The sequence below is a fragment of the Streptomyces sp. DSM 40868 genome (assembly GCF_011820545.1).
In the GTDB taxonomy this organism is placed as follows: Bacteria; Actinomycetota; Actinomycetes; order Streptomycetales; family Streptomycetaceae; genus Streptomyces; species Streptomyces eurythermus.
Genome location: NZ_CP050504.1, coordinates 1,523,524 through 1,548,474, shown reverse-complemented (window position 1 = coordinate 1,548,474; position 24,951 = coordinate 1,523,524). Strand labels below are relative to the sequence as shown.

The 24,951-nt window shown below is 73.3% G+C and carries 26 protein-coding genes and 1 pseudogene; 11 read left to right on the top strand and 16 right to left on the bottom strand.

The features are described from left to right. Positions 1 to 159 precede the first annotated feature (159 nt). Entirely contained in the window at positions 160 to 885 is a 726-nt protein-coding gene (locus HB370_RS06820; RefSeq protein ID WP_030775451.1) for a lysophospholipid acyltransferase family protein, read from the bottom strand. A gap of 318 nt (positions 886 to 1,203) precedes the next feature. On the opposite strand from HB370_RS06820, the gene HB370_RS06815 reads away from it, so the two are divergent. The 4 genes from HB370_RS06815 to HB370_RS06800 all read left to right on the top strand — a co-directional run bounded on the left by HB370_RS06815 (position 1,204) and on the right by HB370_RS06800 (position 4,271). Continuing rightward, on the top strand, positions 1,204 to 1,536 hold the full coding sequence (locus HB370_RS06815; RefSeq protein ID WP_078637282.1) for a thioredoxin family protein: 333 nt from the start codon (positions 1,204 to 1,206) through the stop codon (positions 1,534 to 1,536). A 208-nt stretch (positions 1,537 to 1,744) separates the two neighbouring features. Beyond that, entirely contained in the window at positions 1,745 to 2,254 is a 510-nt protein-coding gene (locus HB370_RS06810) for a flavin reductase family protein (protein ID WP_030775455.1), read from the top strand. Positions 2,255 to 2,470: 216 nt separating this feature from the next. Beyond that, positions 2,471 to 3,256, top strand: coding sequence for an electron transfer flavoprotein subunit beta/FixA family protein (locus HB370_RS06805; protein WP_030775458.1), 786 nt, complete (start codon positions 2,471 to 2,473; stop codon positions 3,254 to 3,256). A 52-nt stretch (positions 3,257 to 3,308) separates the two neighbouring features. Continuing rightward, positions 3,309 to 4,271 (top strand): electron transfer flavoprotein subunit alpha/FixB family protein, encoded by a 963-nt coding sequence (locus tag HB370_RS06800; protein ID WP_030775461.1) that lies wholly within the window; start codon positions 3,309 to 3,311, stop codon positions 4,269 to 4,271. Positions 4,272 to 4,330: 59 nt separating this feature from the next. Here the strand turns inward: HB370_RS06800 and HB370_RS06795 are convergent, their stop codons facing one another. After that, complete coding sequence (locus HB370_RS06795) at positions 4,331 to 5,236, bottom strand: endonuclease/exonuclease/phosphatase family protein (RefSeq protein ID WP_030775464.1); 906 nt, start codon at positions 5,234 to 5,236, stop codon at positions 4,331 to 4,333. Positions 5,237 to 5,451: 215 nt separating this feature from the next. Here HB370_RS06795 and HB370_RS06790 point away from each other — a divergent pair, with 215 nt between their 5' ends. After that, on the top strand, positions 5,452 to 6,750 hold the full coding sequence (locus tag HB370_RS06790) for an aldolase/citrate lyase family protein (protein WP_030775467.1): 1,299 nt from the start codon (positions 5,452 to 5,454) through the stop codon (positions 6,748 to 6,750). A gap of 501 nt (positions 6,751 to 7,251) precedes the next feature. Here the strand turns inward: HB370_RS06790 and HB370_RS06785 are convergent. Continuing rightward, positions 7,252 to 8,301, bottom strand: a complete 1,050-nt coding sequence (locus tag HB370_RS06785) for a LacI family DNA-binding transcriptional regulator (RefSeq protein WP_030775470.1) — start codon at positions 8,299 to 8,301, stop codon at positions 7,252 to 7,254. A gap of 215 nt (positions 8,302 to 8,516) precedes the next feature. On the opposite strand from HB370_RS06785, the gene HB370_RS06780 reads away from it, so the two are divergent. Then, positions 8,517 to 9,470 (top strand): ROK family protein, encoded by a 954-nt coding sequence (locus HB370_RS06780; protein WP_030775473.1) that lies wholly within the window; start codon positions 8,517 to 8,519, stop codon positions 9,468 to 9,470. 101 nt (positions 9,471 to 9,571) lie between these two features. On the opposite strand, the gene HB370_RS06775 is transcribed toward HB370_RS06780, so the two are convergent. The 4 genes from HB370_RS06775 to HB370_RS06760 all read right to left on the bottom strand — a co-directional run bounded on the left by HB370_RS06775 (position 9,572) and on the right by HB370_RS06760 (position 12,929). Next, positions 9,572 to 9,877, bottom strand: a complete 306-nt coding sequence (locus HB370_RS06775; protein ID WP_030775476.1) for a hypothetical protein — start codon at positions 9,875 to 9,877, stop codon at positions 9,572 to 9,574. A gap of 123 nt (positions 9,878 to 10,000) precedes the next feature. Beyond that, positions 10,001 to 10,201 (bottom strand): hypothetical protein, encoded by a 201-nt coding sequence (locus HB370_RS06770; protein WP_030775477.1) that lies wholly within the window; start codon positions 10,199 to 10,201, stop codon positions 10,001 to 10,003. Positions 10,202 to 10,287: 86 nt separating this feature from the next. Further along, the gene (locus HB370_RS06765) at positions 10,288 to 10,746 is read right to left on the bottom strand and encodes a hypothetical protein (protein ID WP_030775480.1); all 459 of its coding nucleotides are present in this window, start codon (positions 10,744 to 10,746) and stop codon (positions 10,288 to 10,290) included. Positions 10,747 to 10,895: 149 nt separating this feature from the next. Next, complete coding sequence (locus tag HB370_RS06760) at positions 10,896 to 12,929, bottom strand: NPCBM/NEW2 domain-containing protein (protein ID WP_030775483.1); 2,034 nt, start codon at positions 12,927 to 12,929, stop codon at positions 10,896 to 10,898. 215 nt (positions 12,930 to 13,144) lie between these two features. On the opposite strand from HB370_RS06760, the gene HB370_RS06755 reads away from it, so the two are divergent. Continuing rightward, on the top strand, positions 13,145 to 13,327 hold the full coding sequence (locus HB370_RS06755; RefSeq protein ID WP_030775486.1) for a hypothetical protein: 183 nt from the start codon (positions 13,145 to 13,147) through the stop codon (positions 13,325 to 13,327). A 154-nt stretch (positions 13,328 to 13,481) separates the two neighbouring features. Beyond that, positions 13,482 to 14,525 (top strand): NUDIX hydrolase, encoded by a 1,044-nt coding sequence (locus HB370_RS06750; RefSeq protein ID WP_030775489.1) that lies wholly within the window; start codon positions 13,482 to 13,484, stop codon positions 14,523 to 14,525. A 13-nt stretch (positions 14,526 to 14,538) separates the two neighbouring features. Here HB370_RS06750 and HB370_RS06745 read toward each other — a convergent pair whose 3' ends face one another. Together HB370_RS06745 and HB370_RS06740 are read right to left on the bottom strand one after the other, a co-directional pair. Further along, positions 14,539 to 15,234, bottom strand: a complete 696-nt coding sequence (locus HB370_RS06745) for an MBL fold metallo-hydrolase (protein WP_030775491.1) — start codon at positions 15,232 to 15,234, stop codon at positions 14,539 to 14,541. 61 nt (positions 15,235 to 15,295) lie between these two features. Beyond that, on the bottom strand, positions 15,296 to 16,651 hold the full coding sequence (locus HB370_RS06740) for a dipeptidase (RefSeq protein ID WP_030775494.1): 1,356 nt from the start codon (positions 16,649 to 16,651) through the stop codon (positions 15,296 to 15,298). 130 nt (positions 16,652 to 16,781) lie between these two features. On the opposite strand from HB370_RS06740, the gene HB370_RS06735 reads away from it, so the two are divergent. Further along, positions 16,782 to 18,035, top strand: a complete 1,254-nt coding sequence (locus HB370_RS06735) for a geranylgeranyl reductase family protein (RefSeq protein ID WP_030775497.1) — start codon at positions 16,782 to 16,784, stop codon at positions 18,033 to 18,035. A gap of 341 nt (positions 18,036 to 18,376) precedes the next feature. On the opposite strand, the gene HB370_RS06730 is transcribed toward HB370_RS06735, so the two are convergent. Further along, positions 18,377 to 18,652, bottom strand: coding sequence for a DUF6332 family protein (locus tag HB370_RS06730; RefSeq protein ID WP_030775499.1), 276 nt, complete (start codon positions 18,650 to 18,652; stop codon positions 18,377 to 18,379). A 71-nt stretch (positions 18,653 to 18,723) separates the two neighbouring features. Then, positions 18,724 to 20,217 carry an MFS transporter gene (locus tag HB370_RS06725; RefSeq protein WP_030775501.1) on the bottom strand — a complete coding sequence of 498 codons (1,494 nt, stop codon included), beginning with the start codon at positions 20,215 to 20,217 and terminating at the stop codon, positions 18,724 to 18,726. An 85-nt stretch (positions 20,218 to 20,302) separates the two neighbouring features. On the opposite strand from HB370_RS06725, the gene HB370_RS06720 reads away from it, so the two are divergent. Continuing rightward, on the top strand, positions 20,303 to 20,701 hold the full coding sequence (locus HB370_RS06720) for a MarR family transcriptional regulator (RefSeq protein WP_030775503.1): 399 nt from the start codon (positions 20,303 to 20,305) through the stop codon (positions 20,699 to 20,701). Between the two features lie 7 nt (positions 20,702 to 20,708). Here HB370_RS06720 and HB370_RS41785 read toward each other — a convergent pair whose 3' ends face one another. From HB370_RS41785 to HB370_RS06705, 4 genes and pseudogenes are all read right to left on the bottom strand, one after another. Beyond that, complete coding sequence (locus tag HB370_RS41785; RefSeq protein ID WP_244406014.1) at positions 20,709 to 21,008, bottom strand: hypothetical protein; 300 nt, start codon at positions 21,006 to 21,008, stop codon at positions 20,709 to 20,711. A gap of 108 nt (positions 21,009 to 21,116) precedes the next feature. Then, positions 21,117 to 21,487, bottom strand: a pseudogene (locus tag HB370_RS41780) (maleylpyruvate isomerase N-terminal domain-containing protein); the annotation flags it as partial. Continuing rightward, positions 21,465 to 21,872, bottom strand: coding sequence for a hypothetical protein (locus HB370_RS06710; RefSeq protein ID WP_030775505.1), 408 nt, complete (start codon positions 21,870 to 21,872; stop codon positions 21,465 to 21,467). The pseudogene HB370_RS41780 and the gene HB370_RS06710, both read right to left, overlap by 23 nt. 206 nt (positions 21,873 to 22,078) lie before the next feature. Then, a complete protein-coding gene (locus HB370_RS06705) occupies positions 22,079 to 22,963 on the bottom strand; it encodes a TIGR03619 family F420-dependent LLM class oxidoreductase (RefSeq protein WP_244405453.1) in 885 nt (294 codons plus the stop codon). A gap of 154 nt (positions 22,964 to 23,117) precedes the next feature. Between HB370_RS06705 and HB370_RS06700 the strand changes: the two genes are divergently transcribed. Then, positions 23,118 to 23,582 (top strand): hypothetical protein, encoded by a 465-nt coding sequence (locus tag HB370_RS06700; protein WP_030775511.1) that lies wholly within the window; start codon positions 23,118 to 23,120, stop codon positions 23,580 to 23,582. On the opposite strand, the gene HB370_RS06695 is transcribed toward HB370_RS06700, so the two are convergent. Then, on the bottom strand, positions 23,545 to 24,729 hold the full coding sequence (locus HB370_RS06695) for an MFS transporter (RefSeq protein ID WP_030775514.1): 1,185 nt from the start codon (positions 24,727 to 24,729) through the stop codon (positions 23,545 to 23,547). The two genes, HB370_RS06700 and HB370_RS06695, sit on opposite strands and share 38 nt — an antisense overlap. Positions 24,730 to 24,951 lie beyond the last annotated feature (222 nt).

Sequence of the window (24,951 nt, the reverse complement as noted above, 5' to 3'; positions counted from 1 at the left end):
TGCCGGCGCGTCCGAAGGGGGCGCGGGGAACTGCGCGATCGGCCACGGACGACCCGCACTCGGGAGGCGGCCGTACCTCAACGGCGGGTGGACCGCGCAGACCGAGCCCGGCCGGGCAACGCACCCGTGTGCCCGGAAAACGGCCGGGCGCCGCGGGCGTTACGCCTGGACCGCGCGCAACTCCTCCGCCGTGGGCGCCGTCCCGCCGAGGTGGGCGGGCAGCCACCAGGAGTCCTCCGGGTCCTTGGGCCGGCCCGGGTAGGCACGCTGCGCCGCCTCCAGCAGTTCCTGGACGCGTTCGCGCAGCCGGCGGGTGATGGCGCCGGCGTACTGGTCGCGGGGGGCCTCCACCGCCTCGCCGACCCGGACGGTGACGGGCAGGTGGCTGCGCTTGAAGTTGCGCGGCTGTCCCTTCGTCCACAGCCGCTGCGTGCCCCACACCGCCATCGGGACCAGCGGCACGCCCGCCTCCTGGGCCAGCCGGGCCGCGCCCGACTTGAAGCTCTTCAGCGTGAAGGACTGCGAGATCGTCGCCTCCGGGAACAGTCCGATGACCTCGCCGGAGCGCAGCGCGTCCAGCGCGTGCGCGTACGCCTTCTCGCCCTGCCCGCGGTCCACCGGGATGTGCTTCATGCCGCGCATGAGGGGCCCGGAGATCCGGTGCCGGAAGACGGACTCCTTCGCCATGAAGCGCACCAGCCGCTTCTGCGGCAGGGCGGCCAGGCCGTTGAAGATGAAGTCCAGATAGCTGATGTGATTGCTCACCAGCACGGCGCCGCCCGAGCGCGGGATGTTCTCCGACCCCCGGCAGTCGATCTTCAGATCCCAGACCTTGAACGCCGTCTTGGCGATACCGATGACGGGACGGTAGACCAGCTCTGCCATGGGCGGGGTGTGCCCTTTCTGCTCTGCTCGGGAAAGGGGGCTCCCGGCGGGAAGGTTACGCAGCCGTAGGTTTACGGCGTCTCGCAGATCGTGCCCGAAGAACGTACGGGTGGCCAGTTCTGGTGCCCCCGTAACGCGAGATCCTCGTCACGTCGGCCTACATCCCACCTCGGATCTTTGGGTCCCCTTTACCTTCCTCGGGGGTGCCGCCGGGAATCATCGCGGCCCCCGGACCGGTTGTGCTGATGACGACCGGACCGGCGGTGCGCCCCCTGACGTGCCCGCCGCGACGAGCCGCGCCGGCGGCGGAACGGGAGAGTGCGGGTGGGCGGGCGCGACGACGGCAGGCGCATCGGTGCGGCCGAACTCGGCGCGGAGCTGGGGGAGCGGGCCACGCTGGTGCAGTTCTCCAGCGCCTTCTGCGCGCCCTGCCGGGCCACCCGCCGGGTCCTCGGCGAGGTCGCCGGGCTGGTCCCGGGCGTGAGCCACGTCGAGATCGACGCGGAGGCCCACCTGGACCTCGTACGGGAGCTGGAGATCGTCAAGACGCCCACCGTCCTGGTCCTGGACGCCGGCGGACGGGTGGTGCGGCGCGCCGCCGGACAGCCCCGCAAGGCCGACGTCATAGCGGCCCTGGGAGAAGCGGTATGAGCGGGCCCCGGCGCCCGGTGCGCCGACTTCCGGATCGCGGAAGCCGCTTGACGGTACGCCTCGCCGGTCGCCAACCTGACCGCATGCCGACAGAACTCCTTCTCTACGGACGGGTCCACATCGACCTGGCCCGCACCGCGAGCGCGGGGTGTCCGGGCCGTTGAGCACCCGCGGACCCGCTCGTGACCCCCGGCAGAAGGACAACTCCATGACGGCCACTCCCGAACTCGGCACCCCCCGCACCGCCTCCCCGGAACTGCTGCGCTCCGCCTTCCGCCGGCACGCCGCCGGTGTGGCGGTGATCACCGCGCGCGGCGCCTCGGGCCCGGTCGGCTTCACCGCCACCTCCCTCACCTCCGTCTCCGCCGAACCCCCGCTCGTCTCCTTCGGCATCGGCACGGGTGCCTCCAGCTGGCCCGCGATCGCCGAGACGGACCACGTCGGCGTGCACATACTCGGGGAGCACCAGAGCGACCTGGCCGCCACCTTCGCGCGCAGCGGCGCCGACCGCTTCGGCGCGCCCACCGCCTGGCGGGAGGGGCCGCAGGGGGTGCCGGTGCTGGACGACGTGCTGGTCTGGCTGGTGTGCCGGATCGTCGGGCGGGTCCCGGCCGGCGACCACCGGATCGTGCTCGCCGAGGTCGTGCTCGGCGACCCCACGGGCGACGGCCGCCCGCTCCTCTATCACCAGGGCCGCTTCAACGGTCTGCGGGATTGATCACTCCGGGCTCCGCTGCGCGCCCGTCGAGTTCCGGTTACGCTGCGTTGCGAAGGTCACAGTTCAAAGCGCTTGCTTAGCGGGCAGGAACTGGGTGTACTGACGAGTAATATCTCGTTCGGAGCGCGCGGACGCCCCGACCGGGATCGGCCGCTTGAGGCGCCTATGCTGCCTGCAAGAGGCAGCCCGAAATGACGATGCAGTAGGAGAGCCGGCGTGAGCTTGAGGATCGTTGTCACTGTGAAGTACGTGCCCGACGCCACTGGCGACCGGCACTTCGCCGATGACCTGACCGTCGACCGCGACGACGTGGACGGTCTGCTCTCCGAGCTGGACGAGTACGCGGTCGAGCAGGCCCTGCAGATCGCGGAGGACGCGGACGACGCCGAGGTCACCGTTCTGACGGTGGGCCCCGAGGACGCCAAGGACGCGCTCCGCAAGGCCCTGTCGATGGGTGCGGACAAGGCCATTCACGTCGAGGACGACGACCTGCACGGCACCGACGCCATCGGCACCTCCCTGGTGCTGGCCAAGGCCATCGAGAAGGCCGGTTACGACCTGGTCATCTCCGGCATGGCCTCCACCGACGGCACCATGGGCATCGTCCCGGCGCTGGTCGCCGAGCGCCTGGGCGTCCCGCAGGTCACCCTGCTGTCCGAGGTCTCCGTCGAGGACGGCACGGTCAAGGGCCGCCGCGACGGCGACGCCGCCTCCGAGCAGCTTCAGGCGCAGCTCCCGGCGGTCGTCTCCGTGACCGACCAGTCCGGCGAGGCCCGCTACCCCTCCTTCAAGGGCATCATGGCGGCCAAGAAGAAGCCGGTGGAGTCCTGGGACCTGTCCGACCTCGACATCGAGGCCGAGGAGGTCGGCCTGGACGGCGCCTTCACCAAGGTCGAGTCCGCGACCGAGCGTCCGGCCCGCACGGCCGGCACCATCGTCAAGGACGAGGGCGAGGGCGGCAAGCAGCTCGCTGAGTTCCTCGCGGCCCAGAAGTTCATCTAAGGGCCCGACCCGCTGACCGCCCCTCAACTTCGTTACGCAGGAGAGCAATCCCATGGCTGAAGTCCTCGTCTACGTCGACCACGTGGACGGTGCCGTCCGCAAGCCCACTCTGGAGCTGCTGACCCTGGCCCGCCGCCTGGGCGAGCCCGTCGCCGTCGCGCTGGGCAACGGCGCCGCCGACACCGCCGCCACGCTCGCCGAGCACGGCGCGGTCAAGGTGCTCACCCACGACGCCGCCGAGTACGCCGAGTACCTGGTCGTGCCGAAGGTGGACGCCCTGCAGGCCGCCTACGAGGCCGTCTCCCCGGCCGCCGTGCTGGTCCCGTCCTCCGCCGAGGGCAAGGAGATCGCCGCCCGCCTGGCGCTGCGCATCGGCTCGGGCATCATCACCGACGCCGTCGACCTGGAGGCCGGCGACGAGGGCCCGGTGGCCACCCAGTCGGTGTTCGCCGCGTCCTTCACCACCAAGTCCCGTGTCGTCAAGGGCACCCCGGTCATCACGGTCAAGCCGAACAGCGCCGCCGTCGAGGCCGCCCCGGCCGCCGGCGCGGTCGAGGCCCTGTCGGTGACCTTCTCCGACAAGGCGACCGGCACGAAGATCACCGGCCGTACGCCGCGTGAGTCCACGGGCCGCCCGGAGCTGACCGAGGCCGCCATCGTGGTCTCCGGTGGCCGCGGTGTGAACGGCGCGGAGAACTTCGCGATCATCGAGGCCCTCGCCGACCAGCTGGGCGCGGCCGTCGGTGCCTCGCGCGCCGCCGTCGACGCCGGCTGGTACCCGCACACCAACCAGGTCGGCCAGACCGGCAAGAGCGTGTCGCCGCAGCTGTACATCGCCAACGGCATCTCCGGCGCGATCCAGCACCGCGCCGGCATGCAGACCTCGAAGACGATCGTGGCCGTCAACAAGGACGAGGAGGCCCCGATCTTCGAGCTGGCCGACTACGGCGTGGTCGGCGACCTGTTCGACGTCGTGCCGCAGCTGACCGAGGAGATCAAGGCCCGCAAGGGCTGATCCCCGCATCCGCCGGCCGAGGCCCCCGTGACCGCATCGACGGTCACGGGGGCCTCGCCTCATCCCAGCGTCAGTGAAGCCTGCACCGGCAGATGGTCGCTCGGGTACTGCCCGTGCGCCGAGAAGGTGTTGATCCGGGCCTCGTGCGCCGTGACACCGGGGGTGGCGAGGATCCAGTCGATGCGGTCGCCGCCCGGCGTCGGCGGCCGGTAGCCGTGGAAGGTGCCGTACAGCTCGCTCCGCTCGGCCGCCGTGTCCCAGGTGTCGGCCAGACCCGCGCCCAGCATCGTGTCGTAGACCGGGTTGTTGTGGGCGGCCACGTTGAAGTCGCCGGTGACGACGAGCGGGAGCGAGCTGCCCAGTCCGGCGATGCGCTGGGCGATCAGGGCCGCGGCACGCGCGCGTGCGTACTGGCTGTGGTTGTCGAGGTGGGTGTTCAGCAGGTGGAACTGCCGGTCGCCGGAGCGCAGATCCCGGAACCGGACCCGGGTCACCATGCGGACGGAACCGCCGCCCCAGGTGTTGGATCCGATCACGTCCGGCGTGTCGGAGAGCCAGAAGTGGTCGTACTCCTCGGGGGCGAGCCGGCGCGTGTCGTAGAAGACGGCCATGAACTCGTCGCGGCTGCCGCCGGCGCGCCCGGTGCCGATCCAGTCGTACGCCGTCCCGAGGTCGGCCTCGATGTCGCGCACCTGCTGGTAGAGGCCCTCCTGGGTGCCGATCACATGCGGGCGCTCGCGGTGCAGCAGGGCGCGCGTCACGGGGCGGCGGACGGCCCAGCTGTGCGGCTCGGCGGTGCTCGCGTAGCGGAGGTTGAACGACATCACGCGCAGCGGGACGTCGTGGTTCGTGCCCGCCCCGGCGGGGCCGGCGGAGAGTGCTGTACTGGACAGCGGCAGGGGAATCGCGGCGGCCAGCGCGGCCTTCAGGCCCCTGCGGCGTGTGACTCGGCTGTGGCTCGGCACGGGTGCTCCTCCTGCTGCGGCTTCCGGGCGGCTCGTCGCCGACGGGCCGGCGCGGTCGAAGGGGTGCGGCTCCGGCACGGTGCCAGAGAGAGGTGACCGTGTCGAGAGCGTGGAGTGGAGTGCACACGATGTGGTGTTGACCAGTGGGAAGGTTGCCAGATAACTTCGCTATACGGATTGTTGATTCCATAAAGCGGAAAACTGGAGGGTGTGGGATGGGTCAGCAGGAGAAGGTGGCGACGAGCCTCGCGGGCGCCGTCAGCGAGGAGATCAGCGCTTCCCTCGCACCGGTCGACGCGGAGCTGGAGCGCCGCTACCCCGGGGACCCGGGCACCCGTCAGCCCGTCCACACCGTGTACGTCCCCGGCGACGCCTTCGCCGCCGACACCATCCGCTCCTGGGGCGACCAGGCGCTCGCGGCGCTCGACGAACACGCTCCGGACGCCGCCTCCTTCGCGGCCGTCCTCGGCCTGTCGGACGAGCTGGCCGAGCCGGTCTACTCCCGCGTGCGGGCCAAGCTGGAGCGCGAGCCCATCGAGGACCTGCGCGTCGACTTCGAGGACGGGTACGGCCCCCGCCCCGACGCGGAGGAGGACGCGACGGCCGCCCGCGCCGCCCGCCTGATCGCCGAGGCGTACCGGGACGGCACCGCCGCGCCCTACATGGGCATCCGCATGAAGTGCATGGAGGCCGCCGTACGGGACCGGGGCATCCGCACCCTCGACGTCTTCCTCACCGGTCTGATGGAGGCCGGCGGCCTGCCCGAGGGCCTGGTCCTCACCCTGCCCAAGGTGACCTACCCCGAGCAGGTCGGCGCCTTCGTCCGGCTGCTGGAAGCCTTCGAGAAGGCGCACGGCCTGGACGCCGGGCGCCTGGGCTTCGAGATCCAGATCGAGACCAGCCAGTCCATCCTGGCCACCGACGGCACCGCCGCGGTCGCCCGCATGATCCAGGCCGCCGAGGGCCGCGCCACCGGGCTGCACTACGGCACCTTCGACTACAGCGCCTGCCTCGGCGTCTCCGCCGCCTACCAGGCCAGCGACCACCCGGCCGCCGACCACGCCAAGGCGGTCATGCAGGTGGCCGCGGCCGGCACCGGCGTCCGGGTCTCGGACGGCTCCACCAACGTCCTGCCCGTCGGCCCGACGGCGAAGGTCCACGGCGCCTGGCGCCTCCACTACGGCCTGACCCGGCGGGCGCTGGCCCGCGCCTACTACCAGGGCTGGGACATGCACCCCGGGCACATCCCCACCCGCTACGCCGCCGTCTTCGCCTTCTACCGCGAGGGCTTCGAGCAGGCCGCGGCCCGCCTCTCCCGCTACGCCAACCGGGCCGGCGGCGACGTCATGGACGAGCCCGCCACCGCCAAGGCGCTCAGCGGCTATCTGCTGCGCGGCCTGGACTGCGGCGCCCTGGACATCGCCGAGGTGGCCCGCCTCACCGGCCTCACCCGCGCCGACCTGGAATCCTTCGCGTCCCCCCGCCGCGGCGACCTGACGGCGTCCGCGAAGTAACCCCAAAGCCGCGGCCCGTCGGTGTCCGGCGGCTTCGAGGCCGGGGCCGAGGGGGCCGGTGGCACGAGCGGTACGAGCCGCCGTCCGGCACGAGGGCCGGTCACCGCCGGCTCGCTCCGCCCCCGGGTTCGCCAGGGGACTGTCGCGCCGGCCCGCGGCCCGCGGCCCCGCCATGCCGGAGGGGTCCCGTGTCCGCCGTCGGCAAGGGCGGTGGCGGACACGGGCGGCGGATCCGGTGGGTCCAGGAGGTCCAGTGGGTCCGCGGTCGCTCCGGCCGGTGTCGTACGTCCCCGGCTCCGGCCGGCCGGCGCTCCCGTGGCCCGGCCGCGCCGCGACTGCTCCGCCCCGGCCCCGCGTCGTACGGTCGTGGGGTGGGCCGGCGCGGGCCCGGTGCGGCCCCCGGCCGGCGGGCCCGGGGTCGGCGGCCCCGGCTCGGCCGCATGGCCACGGCGTGGTAACACCGCCGGCCCCGCCTTGGCGTCCCGTCCCCGCCCGCCCCCTTCAGTCCGTCGGCGGCAGTTCGCCCGAGCCGCGGGTGATGAGGCGGGTCGGGAGTTCTATGCGCTCCGGGGCGACCAGGGTGCCGTCCAGCTGGCGGAAGAGGCGTTCGGCGGCCGTGCGGCCGAGGGCCGACGAGTCCTGGGCGACGACCGTGACGCCCGGCTGGAGCAGATCGGCCAGCTCGAAGTCGTCGAAGCCGACGAGCGCGGCCCGGCGGGCCCGCTCGGCCAGCACCCGGACGACGGTGACCGTCACCCGGTTGTTGCCGGCGAAGACCGCGGTCACGGGGTCCGGACCGGCCAGCATCTCCTCCGCCGCCCGGCGCACCCGCTCCGGGTCGGTCGCGCCGAGGGACATCCAGCGCTCCGCCACGGATATCCCGGCGTCCTCCATGGCCGCCCGGTAGCCGCGCAGCCGCTCCGCGGCCGTGTGGATCCGGGGCATGTCGCCGATGAAGCCGATCCGCCGGTGGCCGTGCGCGATGAGGTGGGCGACGCCGTCGCGGGCGCCACCGTAGTTGTCGGACAGGACCACGTCGGCGTCGATCCGGCCGGCCGGGCGGTCCACGAACACGGTCGCCACACCTGCCCGGATCTCCGGCTCCAGATACCGGTGGTCGTCCCCGGCCGGGATCACCACCAGCCCGTCCACCCGGCGCGCGCACAGCGCCAGCGCCAGCTCCTGCTCGCGCTCGGGGTCCTCGGCGCTGGAGCCGTTGATCAGCAGCGCGCCGTGGGCGCGGGCCACCTCCTCGACGGCGCGGCTGAGCGGGCCGTAGAAGGGGTCCGCGAGGTCCTCCAGGATCAGCCCGATGCTCGCGGTCCGCCCCTTGCGCAGCACCCGCGCGCTGTCGTTGCGGCGGAACCCGAGCGCGTCGATCGCCTCCTGCACCCGGCGCTCGGTGTCCGGGGTGACCCCGGGCTCGCCGTTGACCACGCGGGAGACCGTCTTCAGCCCGACCCCGGCGCGGGCCGCCACGTCCTTCATCGTCGGGCGGTTGCCGTAGCGGTTCCCGGTGAGGCGGTCTGCGCGGCGGGTGGTCTCGGGCACGTGCGCTGTCCTGTCTGTCGTCCGGCTGTCGTTTCTCTGGTCCACGGGGGTGCGGCATCCGTGGGCTTGTATGAGGATGTGGCGTCGAGCATAGAGCCTGGACAACGTTGTCAGATGCGAGAGAGACTGTCCACCGCTCTCCGGCCTGCGCCCCCACCGCTTGACCGGCCTGCTCTCTTTGGTTCTCAAGCTTTCAACGGGGAGATCTGACTCTCATGCACACCGACCTCGTGGCGGCCCTGGACATCGGCGGCACCAAGATCGCCGGCGCGCTGGTGGACGGCGGCGGACGCCTTCTGGTCCGCGCCCAGCGTCCCACTCCCGCCCGGCAGGACGGCGAAACGGTCATGCGGGCCGTGGCGGAGGTGCTCGGCGAGCTGTCCGGGTCGCCCCTGTGGGACCGCGCCGGCGCGGTCGGCATCGGCAGCGCCGGCCCGGTGGACGCCTCGGCGGGCACCGTGAGTCCGGTGAACGTGCCGGGCTGGCGGGAGTTCCCGCTGGTCGACCGGGTGCGTGCGGCCACCGGGGGCCTGCCGGTCGAGCTGATCGGCGACGGGGTCGCGATCACGGCGGCCGAGCACTGGCAGGGTGCCGCGCGGGGCCACGACAACGCGCTGTGCATGGTGGTCTCCACCGGCGTCGGCGGCGGCCTGGTCCTCGGCGGGCGGCTGCACCCGGGACCCACCGGCAACGCCGGGCACATCGGCCACATCAGCGTCGACCTCGACGGCGACCCCTGCCCGTGCGGTGCGCGCGGCTGTGTGGAACGCATCGCCAGCGGCCCCAACATCGCCCGCCGGGCGCTGGAGCAGGGCTGGGTCCCCGGCCCCGACGGCGACACCTCGGCCGCCGCGGTGGCCGCCGCGGCCCGCGCGGGCGACCCGGTCGCCGTCGCCTCCTTCGAGCGGGCGGCGCAGGCGCTGGCCGCCGGGATCGCGGCCACCGCGACCCTGGTCGAGATCGACATCGCGGTGATCGGCGGCGGGGTCGGCAAAGCGGGCGACATCCTGTTCACCCCGCTGCGCAAGGCCCTCACCGACTACGCGACCCTGTCCTTCGTCCGGCGGCTGACCGTCGTCCCCGCCCGGACGGGCACCGACGCCGGCCTGGTCGGCGCGGCGGCGGCGGCCCTGACCCGCACCCCGGACGTGACCGCGGCGAGCCGCTAGGAGGGTGGTCCCGGGACGCCGGTGACACGCGGGCCGGGTACGGCTGCCGTCGGCGGCGGTGTCCCGGCCCCGTGGGCCGCCATGGCCCCCGCCGTCTGGAGTCAGCCGAGAAGGGCGCGAGAGCACTCGAACAGGGCGAGCTGATCCGCGATCCAGGGATCGGCCGGTGCCGGATGTCCCGCGATCCGGCGGGCCTGTTCCAGCTGGCCCGCGATCCACGGGTCCGGCCGGTTGCCCGGCCGGTGGTGGTGCCGGGCGTGAGCCGGGCCGGCGGTGGCCACCGCGTCGGCGTGCGCGTCGAGGGCGGAGGGCGCCGCGGAGGCGGTCCCGCCGGCGGCCAGGGCAACGGCGCTCACGAGGGCGAGTGAGGCGCCGACCGTGGCCGCGCGCCGCTTGAAACCGTGCATGATCTTCTACTCCCTTGGCGCTGGGTCTCGCGGCGAGTCCCCACCCTGTGCGCCGCCAATATAGTTGAAACCTGAAGAAGAAGTCGCGGGGGTGGGTCAAGCTCTCGGCGGGGGCGGGGCGGCTCAGGAGCTGTCTTCGAGGAAACGGGTGAGACGGTGCTCCAGGTCCAGCGCCTCACTCTCCCGATCCGCGGGCACCAGTCGATAGGTGCGGCAGGGCCATTCCCTGACGGGGGCCAGTGCGGTGGTCGGATGCGCGGATCCGCCCGGTGCGGACAGGGCGACGTGGAGCAGTTCCCGTCCGTCGGCGCCGTAGTCGGTCATGGTCGGCTCGATGCGTCCCGGGGACCGGGCGCCGGAGCCGGACGGTGGGCGGTCGTCCGGCTCCGGCGCCGTCGCGGTCCGTCGGATCAGCGCAGGAGATCCCCGTCGAAGCCGTACGGGTCACCGGTCGTCAGGATCCACCGGCCGTGGTCCCACCGGTAGAGGCGGACGCCGTCGTAGCGGTACGCGCGACCGCGGTCGTGGCGGTACCGGTCACGGCCGTCCCGCGCCCGGTCGCGGTGTCCGTCCGAGCGGTGCTCGCCGCGGAACTCCTCGCGGCCGGCTCGGTGGTGACGGTGCTGCTCGCCGGTGCTGTCCCGGTCGTGTCCGGCCCGGTGGGCGACCTGGCCGCCCCTGGTCTCGAGGCGGGTGTTCCGGTCGTCGCCGTGCGAGCGGGCGCCCTGCTCCGACGTGGCCACGACCTTGTGGCCGGCTGCCGGATGCTCGGCGGCGGATGCCGTGCCGCCTGCGGTCAGCAGCGTGCCGACGGCGGCGATGAGGGTGACGGCCGCAGCGGTGGTGCGCCGTCCAAGGGTGAGATTCATGATCTTCCTCCTGTACAGACACCGGCACAGGGGATGTTCGTGCCGGTATCGTCCCGATTGGGCGGGACAGGAGTGACAGTGCTCCCAAGAGGTTGAACGTTAAACGTTGCCGGGAGTGATGTGGGCGACACCGCCGAACCGGGTCCCCATCAGCAGCTCAGGCGGGCGTCCGCCCAGTCCGCGTGGTCGGAGTCGGTGCCGTCGCCGCCGTCGGTGACGACGAGCCGGATCACCTGGGCACCGGTGATGTCGGCGGTGAGCGACCGGGCGGGCATCGCGTTGGTGAGGACGCCGGAGGCGGCGGCCCGCGTGTCGTCCGCCAGGATCTCGAAGGCGACGCTGCCCTTGGCGCCCTTCTCGTCGTCCACGCCGACCGACGCGGTGACCTTCTCGCAGGCCCCGCCGGTGTAGAAGGCGATGTCGCCGCGCGCGTGCACGCCGAGCCCCTTGACGTACACCGTGCCGCCGATGGTGAGCGGACGGCCGTCGCCCGCGGCCTTCTCGCCGTTGCTGGTGTCGCGCTCCACCGGCCCGAAGCCGTTGGCGGCCGACATCCACGGCAGATCACTGAGGTACGACGTCCCGGCCGGCGGTGGTACGACCACGGACGCGGTCAGCGGTACCGTGCTGGTGACCGGCGTGCCGGACGGCGACCGGTAACTCGCCCGCAGGGTGAGGCCGTAGGAGCCCGTCGGGGTGCCGGCCGGGACGGTCAGCCGCCAGCCGGTGCGCAACGTCCGGCCGGTGCGGAGGGCGGCGGCCGAGGTCGCCGAGGTGGCCCGTATGCCCCAGCCGGCCGGGCCGGTCAGCGCCACGGACACGCGGCGCGCGGGCGTGCGCCCGAGGTCGGTGACGGTGCTGGTGAGGGTGACCGGGGTGCCCGCCGTCAGCAACAGGCCGCCGTCCAGGCCGAGTTCGACGGCGGGCGGATACGCGGCCCAGTGCCGGTCGGCCGCGACGCGCAGCAGGACCGTGCCATGGGCGGGGACGGTGGCGGCGAGGGTGCCGGCGGTGTTGTACGTGCGGTGCTGCCACAGGTCGCGCACGGCGTAGCCGTCGGCGCGGGGCAGGCCGACCGCGGCCGCGCTGGTGGCGATCCGCTGGGCGGTGCCGGACTCGTTGAAGAGGGCCACCGCGCGGCTGCCGTCCGCCATCTGCTTGGCGACGACCCAGCGTCCGCCCGCGGAGGAGACGACCGTGCCCTGCTTGCCGAGCGGGTCCTGGTCGACGGCGATGACCTCGGTGTTGCCCAGGATGTCGTAGGTCGCCTGGGACGCCTTGCGCAGGTCGGTGCCGATGAGCAGCGGCGCGGCCATGACCGACCAGAGGGAGAAGTGCGAGCGGTACTCGGTGTCCGTCATGCCGCCGTTGCCGACCTCCAGCATGTCGGGATCGTTCCAGCGGCCGGGACCCGCGTACCGGGCGAGGGGGAGGTTCTGCTTCAGGATCGACACCACCGAGGGCCAGTTGTCCTTGATGTCGCCGGTGGTCCGCCACAGGTGGCCGATGTCCCCGGCCCACTCCCAGGGCTTGTTCTCGCCCCATTCGCAGATGCTGTAGACGATGGGCCGGCCGGTCGCCTTGAGCGCGTCGCGCATGGTCCGGTAGCGCTGTCGGGCGTCCAGGCCCTGGTTGTTGCAGTTGTCGTACTTCAGGTAGTCCACGCCCCAGTCGGCGAACTGCCGCGCGTCCTCGTACTCGTGGCCCAGGGCGCCCGGAAGGCCCACGCTGTCGCAGGTCCTGGTGCCGGCGCTGGTGTAGATGCCGAGCTTGAGCCCCTTGGCGTGGACGTAGTCCGCGACCGCCTTGATGCCGTTCGGGAAGCGCACCGGGTCGGGCACCAGCCGGCCGTCGGCGCCGCGCTGGGGCAGGGCCCAGCAGTCGTCCAGGTTGACGTACTGGTAGCCGGCCTTCTTCAGGCCCTTCTCCACGAAGATGTCCGCGATGCCCTTGACCATGCTCTCGTTGAACTCCGCCCGGCAGTAGGTGGAGTTCCAGTTGTTGAAGCCCATCGGCGGGGTGAGGGCGAGGCCGTCGTCCAGGGACGCGGACGCGGTCCGCGCCGCCGGGGCCGTCGCGGGGGCCGCCAGGGCGGGGGCGGCCAGGCCCGTCGCGCACAGCAGTCCGGCGCCGAGCGCTCCGGCGACTCTGGAACGGGTGGTGCGGCTGTGAGGGTGACGCATCGTCGACGTTCCTCCCACTCGCGAAACGCGGATGACGCCATGTGCGCGTCATGAATGCGCGCTCACGGTAGGGCGTGTCGGACTGTGTCGGAAGGGGCGTTCAGGCCGGGCGTGCCGTTGTTCGGATGTGTTCGATCGGGGGAGCGGCGGCCCGAGAGGGGGAAAGCTTCCGCGATCCGCGTGACCCCCGGCCGCTCCCCGCAGTTGATCAGCGCATGAAGAAGCGCAGCATGCTCGCCATCGCCACTCTCGCCGCCGGATTCGTCGTGGCCGCCGTCAGCCCCTCCCACGCGGCGGTCGACCGCCCGCTCGACGTGTCGGACACGGTGGACGAGGTCGGTGACCTCGTCGCCCACGACAGCCTGGACCTCGGCGACTCCGTCCTCGACCGCGACTGACCCGCGGCCCCGGGGCGTCCGTGCCGGTGTCTCCGTGACAGGGGACACCGGCACTTGCCTGTATACGCGCGGGCAGGCGCCCTCAACGGCGGCGGGTTTCCATGGCAGGGTGGAGCGGGCAATCCTCAGGGGGCCAACAGAAGAGGGGGAGTCCGTGACCGTCGTCTGGATCAACGGCGCGTTCGGTGCGGGGAAGACCACGACCGCACGTGAACTGATCGAACTGATCCCGAACAGCGCGCTCTTCGACCCCGAGATCATCGGCGGGGCACTGACACACCTGCTGCCGCCCAAGCGTCTCGCCGAGGCGGGCGACTTCCAGGACCTGCCGATCTGGCGCCGGCTCGTGGTCGACACGGCCGCCGCGATGCTCGCCGAGCTGGGCGGCACCCTCGTGGTGCCGATGACCCTGCTCCGCCAGGAGTACCGCGACGAGATCTTCGGCGGGCTCGCCGCCCGCCGGATCCCGGTGCACCATCTGCTCCTCGCCCCCACCGAAACGATCCTGCGGGAGCGGATAGCCGGCCGGGAGATCCCGCCCGAGACACCCGACGGCGAGATACGCGTCCGGCAGTGGTCCTCCGACCACATCGAGCCCTACCGTGCCGCCCTCGCCTCCTGGCTCACCGCCGACGCCCACCCGCTCGACACCAGCGCCCTCACCCCGTACGAGACCGCCGTCCGCATCGCCGAGGCCGTCGGCAACGGCGCCGTACCCGCCTGCGACATCGTGCAGACCCCCGAGCCGACCGCCGAGACGCTCGCCGCCGGGGTGCTGCTCTTCGACGAGCACGACCGGGTGCTGCTCGTCGACCCCACCTACAAGCCCGGCTGGGAGTTCCCCGGCGGCGTGGTGGAACGCGGCGAGGCGCCGGCCCGCGCCGGGATGCGCGAGGTCGCCGAGGAGACCGGGATACACCTGCGCGAGGTGCCCCGGCTGCTGGTCGTGGACTGGGAACGCCCCACCCCGCCCGGCTACGGCGGGCTGCGGCTGCTCTTCGACGGGGGCCGGCTGGGACCCGGCGAGGCGTCCCGGGTGCTGCTGCCCGGACCCGAGCTGCGCGCCTGGCGGTTCGCCACCGAGCAGGAGGCCGCCGCGATGCTGCCCCCGGTCCGCTACGAGCGGCTGCGCTGGGCGCTGCGCGCCCGGGAACGGGGCAGCGCGCTCTACCTGGAGGCGGGCGTGCCGGTCGGCTGATCCCGCGGTGCGGCTAACCGAGCGAGCGGAGCACGGCGGCGGCGCCGGACAGCACCGGGGCGCCGTGCCCGAAGCACGCGACCTCCGCTCCCAGGTCCGCCATCCGGCGTATCGAGGCGAGGAGCCGCACCCGGTCCAGGTTGAACACCCCGGGGATCGGGGTCCCGTCGTCCGGTGCCGCCGCCACCGTGTCCCCGGTGAACAGCACGCCGTGCGCGGGCAGGAACACCGCGATGCTGCCGTCCGTGTGCCCGGGGACGTGCACCACCCGGGCGCCACCGCCGAAGCCCAGCACATCGCCGTCGGACAACTCGGTGAGCGAGGCCGGCGGCACCGGCGGGCCCGGGGGCAACTGCGCGAGGGCCGCCGCGTGCAGGGGCCGCTCCCACTCCTCCGTCCGTGGCGGCGGGCCCGGCCGTTCCCCGCGGACGAACGGGGCGTCCAAGTGGTGCGCCAGCACCTCCGCCCCGCTCAGCGCCGCGAACTCGCCCGCTCCGCCGACATGATCCTCGTGGAAGTGGGTGAGCACGACGCGTCGTACGTCCCGGGGAGCGTGCCCCAGCGCGGTGACCGCGTCGGCGATCGGCCGGCCGGCACCGATCGGGCCCGCGTCGATCAGGGTCAACTCATCGTCGTCGCGCCAGAGATAGGCCTGGCCGACGGGAAAGCGGAACAGGTGCAGCCGGGGCAGCAGTTCGATGACGTCCATGCGCCGACCGTAAAGAGGCCCCCGCCCGCGGGCGAGGGCCCTCTGCGGTGGGCAGAAGAGATCAGCCCGCCGCGTAATTGCGCAGGAACAGCGCCTCGGCCACGGACAGCCGCTCCAACTCCTCGGGCGACACGCTCTCGTCGACCGCGTGGATCTGTGCCTCCGGCTCGCTCAGCCCGATGAGCAGGATCTCCGCCCGCGGGTACAGCGCGGCGAGGGTGTTGCACAGCGGGATGGAGCCGCCCTGGCCCGCGTACTGCATGGTCTCGCCGGGGTAGGCCACCGCCATCGCCTCGGCCATCGCCTCGTAGGCGGGGCTGGAGGTGTCGGCGCTGAACGGCTGGCCCTGGCCGATCTGCTCGACGGTGACCCGGGCGCCCCACGGGGTGTGCGCCTCTATGTGCGCCTGGAGCAGCTTGCCGGCCTCCGCCGCGTCCGTGCCCGGCGGCACCCGCAGGCTGACCAGGGCACCGGCACTGGACTGCACCGACGGGGTGGCGCCGACCACCGGCGGGCAGTCGATGCCGAGCACGGTGACCGCCGGGCGGGCCCAGATGCGGTCGGCGACCGAGCCCTCACCGATCAGTCCGACGCCGTCCAGCACCTTGGCGTCCGCGCGGAACTGCTCCTCGGTGTACTCCAGGCCGTCCCACCGCGCCGTGGCGTCCAGGCCGTCGACGGTGGTGGAGCCGTCCTCGCCGCGCAGCGAGTCCAGTACCCGGATCAGTGCGGCCAGCGCGTCCGGGGCGGCACCCCCGAACTGGCCCGAGTGCAGATTGCCGGCCAGGGTGTCGACCCGCACCCGGACCAGGGTCATCCCGCGCAGGGTGGTGGTCACGGTCGGCAGACCGACCCGGAAGTTGCCCGCGTCACCGATGACGATCGTGTCCGCCGCCAGCAGCTCGGGGTGCTGCTCGGCGTACCGCTCCAGGCCGCCCGTGCCCTGCTCCTCCGAGCCCTCCACGATGACCTTCACATGCACCGGGACGCCGCCGTTCGCCTTCAGGGCGCGCAGGGCGAGCAGGTGCAGGATGAAGCCGCCCTTGCAGTCGGCGGTCCCGCGGCCGTACCAGCGGCCGTCACGCTCGGTCAGCTCGAACGGCGGGGTGGTCCAGCCGGCCTCGTCCAGCGGGGGCTGCACGTCGTAGTGCGCGTACAGCAGGACCGTCTTGGCGCCCTCCGGGCCCGGCAGATAGCCGTACACCGACTGCGTGCCGTCGGGGGTGTCCAGCAGGGCCACGTCCGTGAATCCCTCGGCCCGCAGCGCGTCGGCGACCCAGCCCGCGGCGGCCTCGCTCTCGCTCCTCGGGAACTGTGAGAAGTCCGCCACCGACCTGAAGGCGACCAGTTCGGCCAGCTCCGCCTTCGCCCGGGGCAGCAACGAGGCGACGGTCTCGGCGAGCGGATTCGACGGCATGGGCACGCTCCTCGTGGGTGCGACGTGGTACGGGGTGAGTACAACGATCCTCCCACAGCGGATCGGCCGGACGGCCGCCGTAGGATGCGACAGACACTTGGCAGCGGCTTGAGCGGAGCGGTAGACCATCGTGAGCGGCGAGAACTCTTCAGCGGACGACGTGCGACGGGTGTGGGACGTCGTCGTGGTGGGCGCGGGCCCGGCGGGCGCCTCGGCCGCCTACGCGGCGGCGGTCGCGGGACGGCGTGTGCTGTTGCTGGAGAAAGCCGAGCTGCCGCGCTACAAGACGTGCGGCGGCGGCATCATCGGCCCCTCGCGCGACGCGCTGCCGCCCGGCTTCGAACTGCCCTTCCGGGACCGGGTGCACGCCGTCACGTTCTCCCACAACGGCCGCTTCACCCGCACCCGCCGCTCCAAGCAGATGCTCTTCGGCCTGATCAACCGGCCCGAGTTCGACCAGCAACTGGTGGAGCACGCCCAGAAGGCGGGCGCCGAGCTGCGTACGGGCGTCACGGTCCAGCGGGTCGAGCAGCACGGCTCGGCGGTGCCGGACCGGCGCACGGTCGCCGTCGTCCTCCAGGGCGGGGAGACGGTGCTGGCCCGCGCGGTCGTCGGCGCCGACGGCAGCGCCAGCCGGATAGGAGCCCACGTCGGCGTGAAGCTCGACCAGGTCGACCTCGGCCTGGAGGCGGAGATCCCGGTGCCGGAGACCGTCGCCGAGGACTGGAAGGGCCGCGTCCTCATCGACTGGGGGCCGCTGCCGGGCAGTTACGGCTGGGTGTTCCCGAAGGGCGACACCCTGACCGTCGGCGTGATCTCCGCGCGCGGTGAGGGAGCCGCCACCAAGCGGTACCTGGAGGACTTCATCGCCCGGCTGGGTCTCGCCGGGTTCGAGCCGTCCCTCTCCTCCGGGCACCTGACCCGCTGCCGCGCCGACGACTCGCCGCTGTCCCGGGGCCGGGTACTGGTCTGCGGCGACGCGGCGGGCCTGGTCGAGCCCTGGACCCGCGAGGGCATCTCCTTCGCACTGCGCTCCGGCCGGCTGGCGGGGGAGTGGGCGGTGCGCATCGCCGAGGCGCACGACGCGGTGGACACCCGGCGCCAGGCCCTGAACTACGCGTTCGCGATCAAGGCGGGGCTCGGCGTCGAGATGAGCGTCGGCAAGCGGCTGCTGTCCGTGTTCGAGCGGCGTCCGGGCCTGTTCCACGCGGCGCTCACCGGCTTCCGTCCGGCCTGGCGGGCGTTCCGGGACATCACCACGGGCGCCACCTCCCTGGCCGAGATCGTCCGCTCCCGCCCGATCGCCCAGCGCGCCCTGACCGCGCTCGACCGCCGGCCGGCACCTCCGGCGGAGCCCGCCACGGAGGAGCCGGCCGGTTCCTGACGGGCGCGGGGCCTGGCGCGCCGAACGCGGATTCCGGCTGCTGGTCGGGCATGGGGCCCGGGCGGATGGGCCGTCCGGGCGTGCGCGCGGTTCGGCTGCGGTGCCCGCGCCTGCCCGCAGCCGGCCCCGTCCGGCTCACCGAGCGGGAGCGTGAGGTGACGACGCTGGTCGGCTTGGGCCTGTCCGACGAGGAGATCGCCCGCCCGCTGGTGGTCGGCCCGCTCACCGCCCAGACGCACCCGCGCCGGGCGACGGCCCCCTCGGCCATCGTGGGCAGCCGCGTCAGGTCAGCCGGACGATGGTCAGGGCGCCCGGGGCCGGGCCCGACTCGTCGTGCCGGCCTACGAGTCCGGGCCGGGGCGGTCGGGTTGAGCCGGCCACCGGAAACGCAGCAGGACGCTGACCACCCGGGCCGTGAACACGAGCGGCGCGACCACCAGGCCCAGCCGGAGCAGCACCGTGGACAGCAGATGGGGCAGGTCGAAGAGCAGTGCGGGCCCGGCCACGGCTCCGAACAGCACCGCCGCCGCGAACGCGGCGCTGACCAGCGCGTACCCGATCTCGACCGTCACCGCGTCCCGCTCCGCCTGGCTGCGGCGGCCCCCGTGTGCGTCCATGCCGTCAGCCTCGCAGAGGTGCGCCCGGCGGGCAACGAATGCCCGCCGGGCGCACGTTGGAGGCGGTCCCCCTAGTCGCGGACCGGTACCCGGTCGGCGTCCGCCTCCTTCACGGTGGACCTGGCGACCACGACCGAGCGGGCCGTCGGCCGGGGCCGGCGCAGTCCGCTGAGCGACAGCAGCAGCCCCACGACGGCGACGATGGTGACCACGACGAGTCCGGGCCGGTAGCTGTCCAGGACGGCCTGCGGGGTGGCGTTCTCGGGGGCGTGCGCGGTGACCACCGCCGTCACCACGGCCAGGAAGATCGCGCCGCCCACCTGCACCGAGGTGTTCAGCAGGCCCGAGACCATGCCCTGCTCGTGCTCGTCCACCCCGTTGGTGGCCTGGACGTTGAGGGACGGGTAGGACAGGGCGAAGCCCGCGCCGACCAGCAGCATGGTCGGCAGGATCACGGACGCGTAGACCGGGTTGAGGTCGATGCGCAGGAACAGCGCGTACCCGGCCGTCATCAGGACGAAGCCCAGCACGATCAGCCGTCCCGTGCCGAACCGGTCGATGACGGTGCCGACCTTGGTCGCCGAGAGCGCCACCAGCGCACCCGCCGGCAGGAACGCCAGCGCCGTGTGCAGGGCGGACCAGCCCAGCACCTGCTGCATGTAGAGCGTGACCAGGAACTGGAAGCCCGTGTAGCTGCCGACGAAGGTCAGCGCGCCCAGCTGGGCCCGGACCTGGGAGCCGGAGCGCAGCACCCCGAGCCGGATCAGCGGGCTGGGGCTGCGCCGCTCGACGAGGACGAACACGAACAGCATGACGGCCACGGCGACGAAGGACAGGATCGTGCGGGCCGACGCCCATCCGGCCTCGGGTGCCTGGACGACGGTGAAGACCAGCAGCAGCATCGAGGCGGTGCCGAGGACGGCGCCCGGGACGTCGTAGCCGCCGTGGCCGCGTTCCCGCTCGCCGCGCGGCAGCAGCTTCATGCCCACGAGCAGCGCGATCAGCGCGACCGGCGCCGGGAGCAGCATGGTGAACCGCCAGCTGGCCTCCGTGAGCAGGCCGGAGAAGACGAGGCCCAGGGAGTATCCGGTGGCGGCGCAGGTGGTGTAGATCGACAGGGCCCGGTTGCGCAGCGGGCCCTCCTGGAACGTGGTGGTGATGATCGACAGGCCGGCCGGTGCCGTGAAGGCCGCGCTGAGGCCCTTGACGAAGCGGCTCGCGATCAGCAGCGGGCCGGAGTCCACGAGCCCGCCGAGCAGCGAGGCCAGGGCGAAGACGGCGAGCGCCACCAGGAACACCTGACGCCGGCCGAGGAGGTCGGCGGTCCGGCCGCCGAGGAGGAGCAGACCGCCGTAGCCCAGGATGTAGCCGCTGACGACCCACTGCAGGGTCGACGTGGACAGGCCGAGTTCCGAGCCTATGGACGGCAGTGCGACGCCGACCATCGACACGTCGAGCGCGTCCAGGAACATCGCGGCGCACAGCACCAGGAGGGTGCCCCACAGCCGGGGAGTCCAGCGCGCGGCCGGGGACGGGGCCGCGGAGGTGGTGAGCGGAGAAGTCATGGCGACGAGATTACATGCACACGCATCAGATGCAAGCTCATTTAATTACAGTGCAACGAACGTGGATTTCTGCTACCTTGCGGGCATGGCGGCGAAGAATGCCGAGCGAGGGCTCATCGAGCAGTGGCGGGAGATCCTGTCGCTGCACGCCCGTACCCAGTGCGAACTGGACCGGGCGCTCCACGGGCACGGGCTGTGCGCGAGCGACTTCGAGGTGCTCGACGTGCTGGCCGAGGGCGCGGCCCTGGACGGCGGCTGCTCCTACCGGGTGCAGGAGATCGCCGAGCGGGTCCACCTCAGTCAGAGCGCGCTGTCCCGGCTGATCGCCCGGCTGGAGAAGGACGGCCTCGTGGAGCGGGGCATGTGCTCGGAGGACCGGCGCGCGGTGCGGGTCTCCCTCACGGAGAAGGGAAGCGCACTGCACGGTGAGGTACGGCCCGTGCAGCGCGAGGTGCTGTCCCGGATGCTGGTCCAGGCCGACTGACCGGGCCTCAGATCCCGGACCGCTCCCGCCACAGGGCCGCGAGCGCCGGGTCGCCGGTCACCCGCGGGATGGCCGTCCGGTTCCACAGCGCCAGGTACAACTGCTCCGCCGGGCCCGACAGTTCGGCCTCCGCCTCGCCCTCTGCCGCGCGCACGGTCATGGCCGGCCCGGCCGTGAGCCGTACGGTCCACACGGCGTCCGGCCCCGCGTCCACCGCGCGCACCCGCAGCACGCGCGGCTGCTCGCTGCGCAGCCGGCTCCGTTCGCGGGCGTGGAAGCCGCGCAGCGGTTCGTCGATGCCGTCCACCGCGAACTCCCGGCCGACCGGGGACGGTTCCCCGCCACGCGCGCTCTCGGCGTCATAGCGGTGCACGGCCGTCTCGTGCGCCTGCCGGCGGGCCCGGAACGCAGGCGGCGACGGGTTGGGCGCGGCGTGGAAGGTCCAGCACTCCAGATCGGCGGGGGCGGCGGCCAGGGTGTCCAGCACCAGGCGGTGACTGTCCCGGTACCAGCTCACCAGCTCGTCGTCGGCCCGCTCCGGCGGATCGCCGAGCGGCGGGGGCGTGGTGGCCGGTCGGCGACGAGGGCGGCGGCCCAGCGGTGTACGGCGCCGAGGTGCCGTACCAGATCGCGCACGCGCCACCCCGGGCACGGGGGCACGTCCGCGCCTGGCCCCGCGGCAGCGGCGGCCGCCGCCAGCAACCGGCCCTCGTGGTCCAGGACTTCGAGGAAGTCGGCGACCCGCAACCGGGTCGGCCGGTCGTCAGAGATAGCAGGCGGAGACATAGCCGACCACCCCCGTGCGTTTGTTCTGCACGAGTTGCCAGGCGGTCGTGCTGGTGCCGTTCGGGCACTGGACGCGGGGGCCGGAGTCGGTCTGGTACCAGTACGCGCAGTCACCCTGGTTCGCGGTGCCGACGTGGTTGCCGCCCGGGGTGCTGCGCATGTTGATGTTCGTGCCCTTGAAGTCGGTGTGCGGCCCGCCGGTCTCACAGGCGCGGACCGCGACGGCCGAGGGCGCGGCGGAGGCGGCGGGCAGGGCGGAGGTGGCGGGCGGAGAGGAGGCGGCGCTCGCGGTCGCGCTCGCCGAGGGACTCGCGAAGGCGCTCGCGAGCAGGGTCGCTCCCAGCACCGCGGCCAGTTTCAGATTGGATGTCTTTCGCTTGGTCATGAGGCGACGATGCTCATGGCCGCGCCGGCTCATCCGGACGACGGGGCCGAAACACCCGAACGTGGGACGGGGCGGCCGATGCCCGGCCGGCCGGCGACGCGTACGCACGGACCGGCGGCGACCGCCGACAGGTGCGGTCACCGCCGGTGCCGGCCGTCGTCCGGACGCGGCGCCGACGTGAACCGGCAGGCTCGCCGGGGTGGTGATCAGGCGAGGCGTGGGGTCACCTCGGTCGCTATCCACTCCAGGGCCCGGTCGACGTGCTCGGCCGCGAGCGGCAGCCACAGGGTGCACTCGGCGAGCCCCGCCTCGGTGAGCCGGGCGAGGTCGTCGGCGACGCTCGCCGCGGTGGGCGCGGCGCCGCCGAGCGGGCGTCCCGGCGGGGCGACCGCCGCGGGGAAACCGGGCGGAGTGAGGAACCCGGCCGAGGCGAGCGTCAGGCGGTCGGCGTGTTCCGCGCCGGCGAGGTCCCGCAGGCGGCGCCGGACGTCGGTGACCTCCGCGGCGTCCACACCGGAGCCGTACCAGCCGTCGCCGAACCGCACCACCCGGCGCAGCGCGGCGTCGCTGTGGCCGCCGACCCACACGGGCGGGCCGCCGGGGGTGACCGGAGGCACGCCCAGGTGCGCGGCGCGCAGCCGGGTGAACGGCCCGTCGAAGTCCGCGGGGCGCCGGCTCCACAGGGCCTTGACGGCGCCGAGGTGATCGTCGGTGCGCGCACCGCGTTCCCCGGCGGGCACGCCGACGGCCGCGAACTCGTCGGGGTTCCAGCCGGTGCCGACGCCGAGGATCAGTCGGCCACCGGAGATCACGTCGAGCGTGGCGGCCTGGTTGGCGAGCACCAGCGCGGGGTAGTACGGCGCGACGAGCACGGACGTCAGCAGCCGCAGACGGGTCGTCGCCCCCGCCACGGCCGACAGCAGCACGAACGGGTCCGTGTCGAGGCCGAAACCGCTGTCCAGGAGCCGGTTGCCGACCGCGACATGGTCGAAGCCCAGTTCCTCGGCGTGGCGTGCGGCGCGGAGCGCATCGGCTCCGTCGTGGAGCGGCCAGCGCGGTTGCAGGGAGACGCCGAGGCGCAGCGGGGTCATGGGAACGCCTTCCGGTAGCGGTGCGGTCGGGGACACGACGATCACCGATCGCCCTGTCCCCCTCCCCAACTCCCGTACCACCGTTGTTCATCCCGGCCGGGCCGGTCACCCGGTGCGCGTGGCCGGCTCGCGGTGCGCGTGATCGGCTTGAGGCGTGGAAACCATCATCGCCAGCGCCATAGCCGTCCTCGGCACCCTGCTCGGGTCGGCACTCACCCTCGCGTTCCAGCGGCGCACCACGGACAGAAACCACCAGTTCACCCGGCGCGAGAGCCTCCGGCAGGAGCGGCTGGAGGCATACTCGGCCTACGCGGGCGCGTTGGTCAACTACCGCCGGTGCCTGGTCCACTTGTGGTTCTGCGAGCGCGAACAGCCACCGCCCGAGGACCCCGACACCGTCCGCATCCACGCCTACGACCTGCGCTCCCAGGCCCAAGAGGCCCTGTTCCGGGCGCAGATGCTGACGGACGACGAGGGGCTCGGCCAGGCCGCGGAAGACGTGCTCGCGGAGATCACAAAGCTGTCCAAGGCGAACAGCAGGGCGGAATCGGATGAGTTGCGGGTGCGTACCCGGGACCTCGTCACCGGTTTCGTCGGCCGGGCGAAGCGGTGTCTGTGAAGGCGTGCCGTGTCGCCAGGCCGAGGACGGTGGCGACCGCGGCCAGCGCGGCCACGCTGGTGAGCGCGGTGGACAGGGAGAACCAGTCGGCCATGAACCCGATCGCCGGCGGCCCGAGGAGCATGCCGCCGTAACCGAGGGTGGAGGCCAGGGCGACACCGGACGCGCCGGCCAGCGCACCCGCCTGGTCCACGGCGACCGGGAAGAGGTTGGCGAGCCCGAGCCCGGTCACCGCGAAACCGGCCAACGCGGCCCACAGCGAGGGCGCGAGGGCACCGAGCAGCATGCCGGCCGCCGCGACGGTACCTCCGGCGACCACGGTCCGGGCCCGCCCGAACCGGGCCAGCAGCGTCGTCCCGGTCAGCCGGCCGATGGTCATGGCGAGCGCGAAACACGCGTAGCCGGCCGCCGCGCTGCCGGCGGAGGCCTCGAGGTCCTGCTGGAGGTGGAGCGCGCCCCAGTCGGCCATCGCCCCCTCCCCGTACGCCGTGCACATCGCGACGAGCCCGAAGACGACCACGATCCCGCGCCGGTTCTTTCCGTCCGCCCGCGCCGCCTGCTCCGGTGTGCGCTCGGGCGGCTCCGGCGGCTCGCAGCGCAGCAGGGTGCGTCCGGCGACGGCCGTGACGAGCAGTCCGACCACGGTGAGGCCCAGGAGATGACGGGTGGGGGAGAGGACCTCGGCGACCAGTCCGCCGAGGCCCGCGCCGACCATCCCGCCCAGGCTGAAGGCCGCGTGGAAACTCGGCATGATCGGCTTGCGCGACGCGGCGACCAGATCGACGGCGGCGCTGTTGAAGGCCACGTTGACCCCGCCGTAGCCCGCGCCGAACAGCAGCAGTACGGCCCCCAGCGCCGGCGCCGAGTGGGTGAGCGGGGGCAGCGCCACGCTCAGCGCGAGCACCACCATGCAGACCACGGTCACCGGATGGCTGCCGTAGCGACGGCACAGCCGCCCGGTCAGCGTCATGGTGAGCACGGCCCCGGCCGACACGCCGAGCAGGGCGAGCCCGAGGGCGCCGGCGGAGGCGTGCGTCTGGTGCTTGATGTCGGGGATGCGGACGACCCACCCCGCGAAGATGAAACCGTCCAGGGCGAAGAAGGCGGTGATCGCGGCGCGCAGTGCCGTGAGGCTCCGGCCCGGCACGACACTGTGCACACGGGTTTTGTTTATTATCGGCACAAAATCCAGCGTACGGGTGGCCCGGGGAGCGGGCAAGACGGTCTCGGGCCGGTCCCGTGCGGCCGGCCGCCGTCCGGGGCCCTCCCGTTGTGGTGGTGACGAACCGGCGTCCGATGTTTCGCCCTTTCGGGGGTCCTGGTCCCGAGCCGTCCCGCACGCTCCACGGACATGGATCGCACGCGTGCC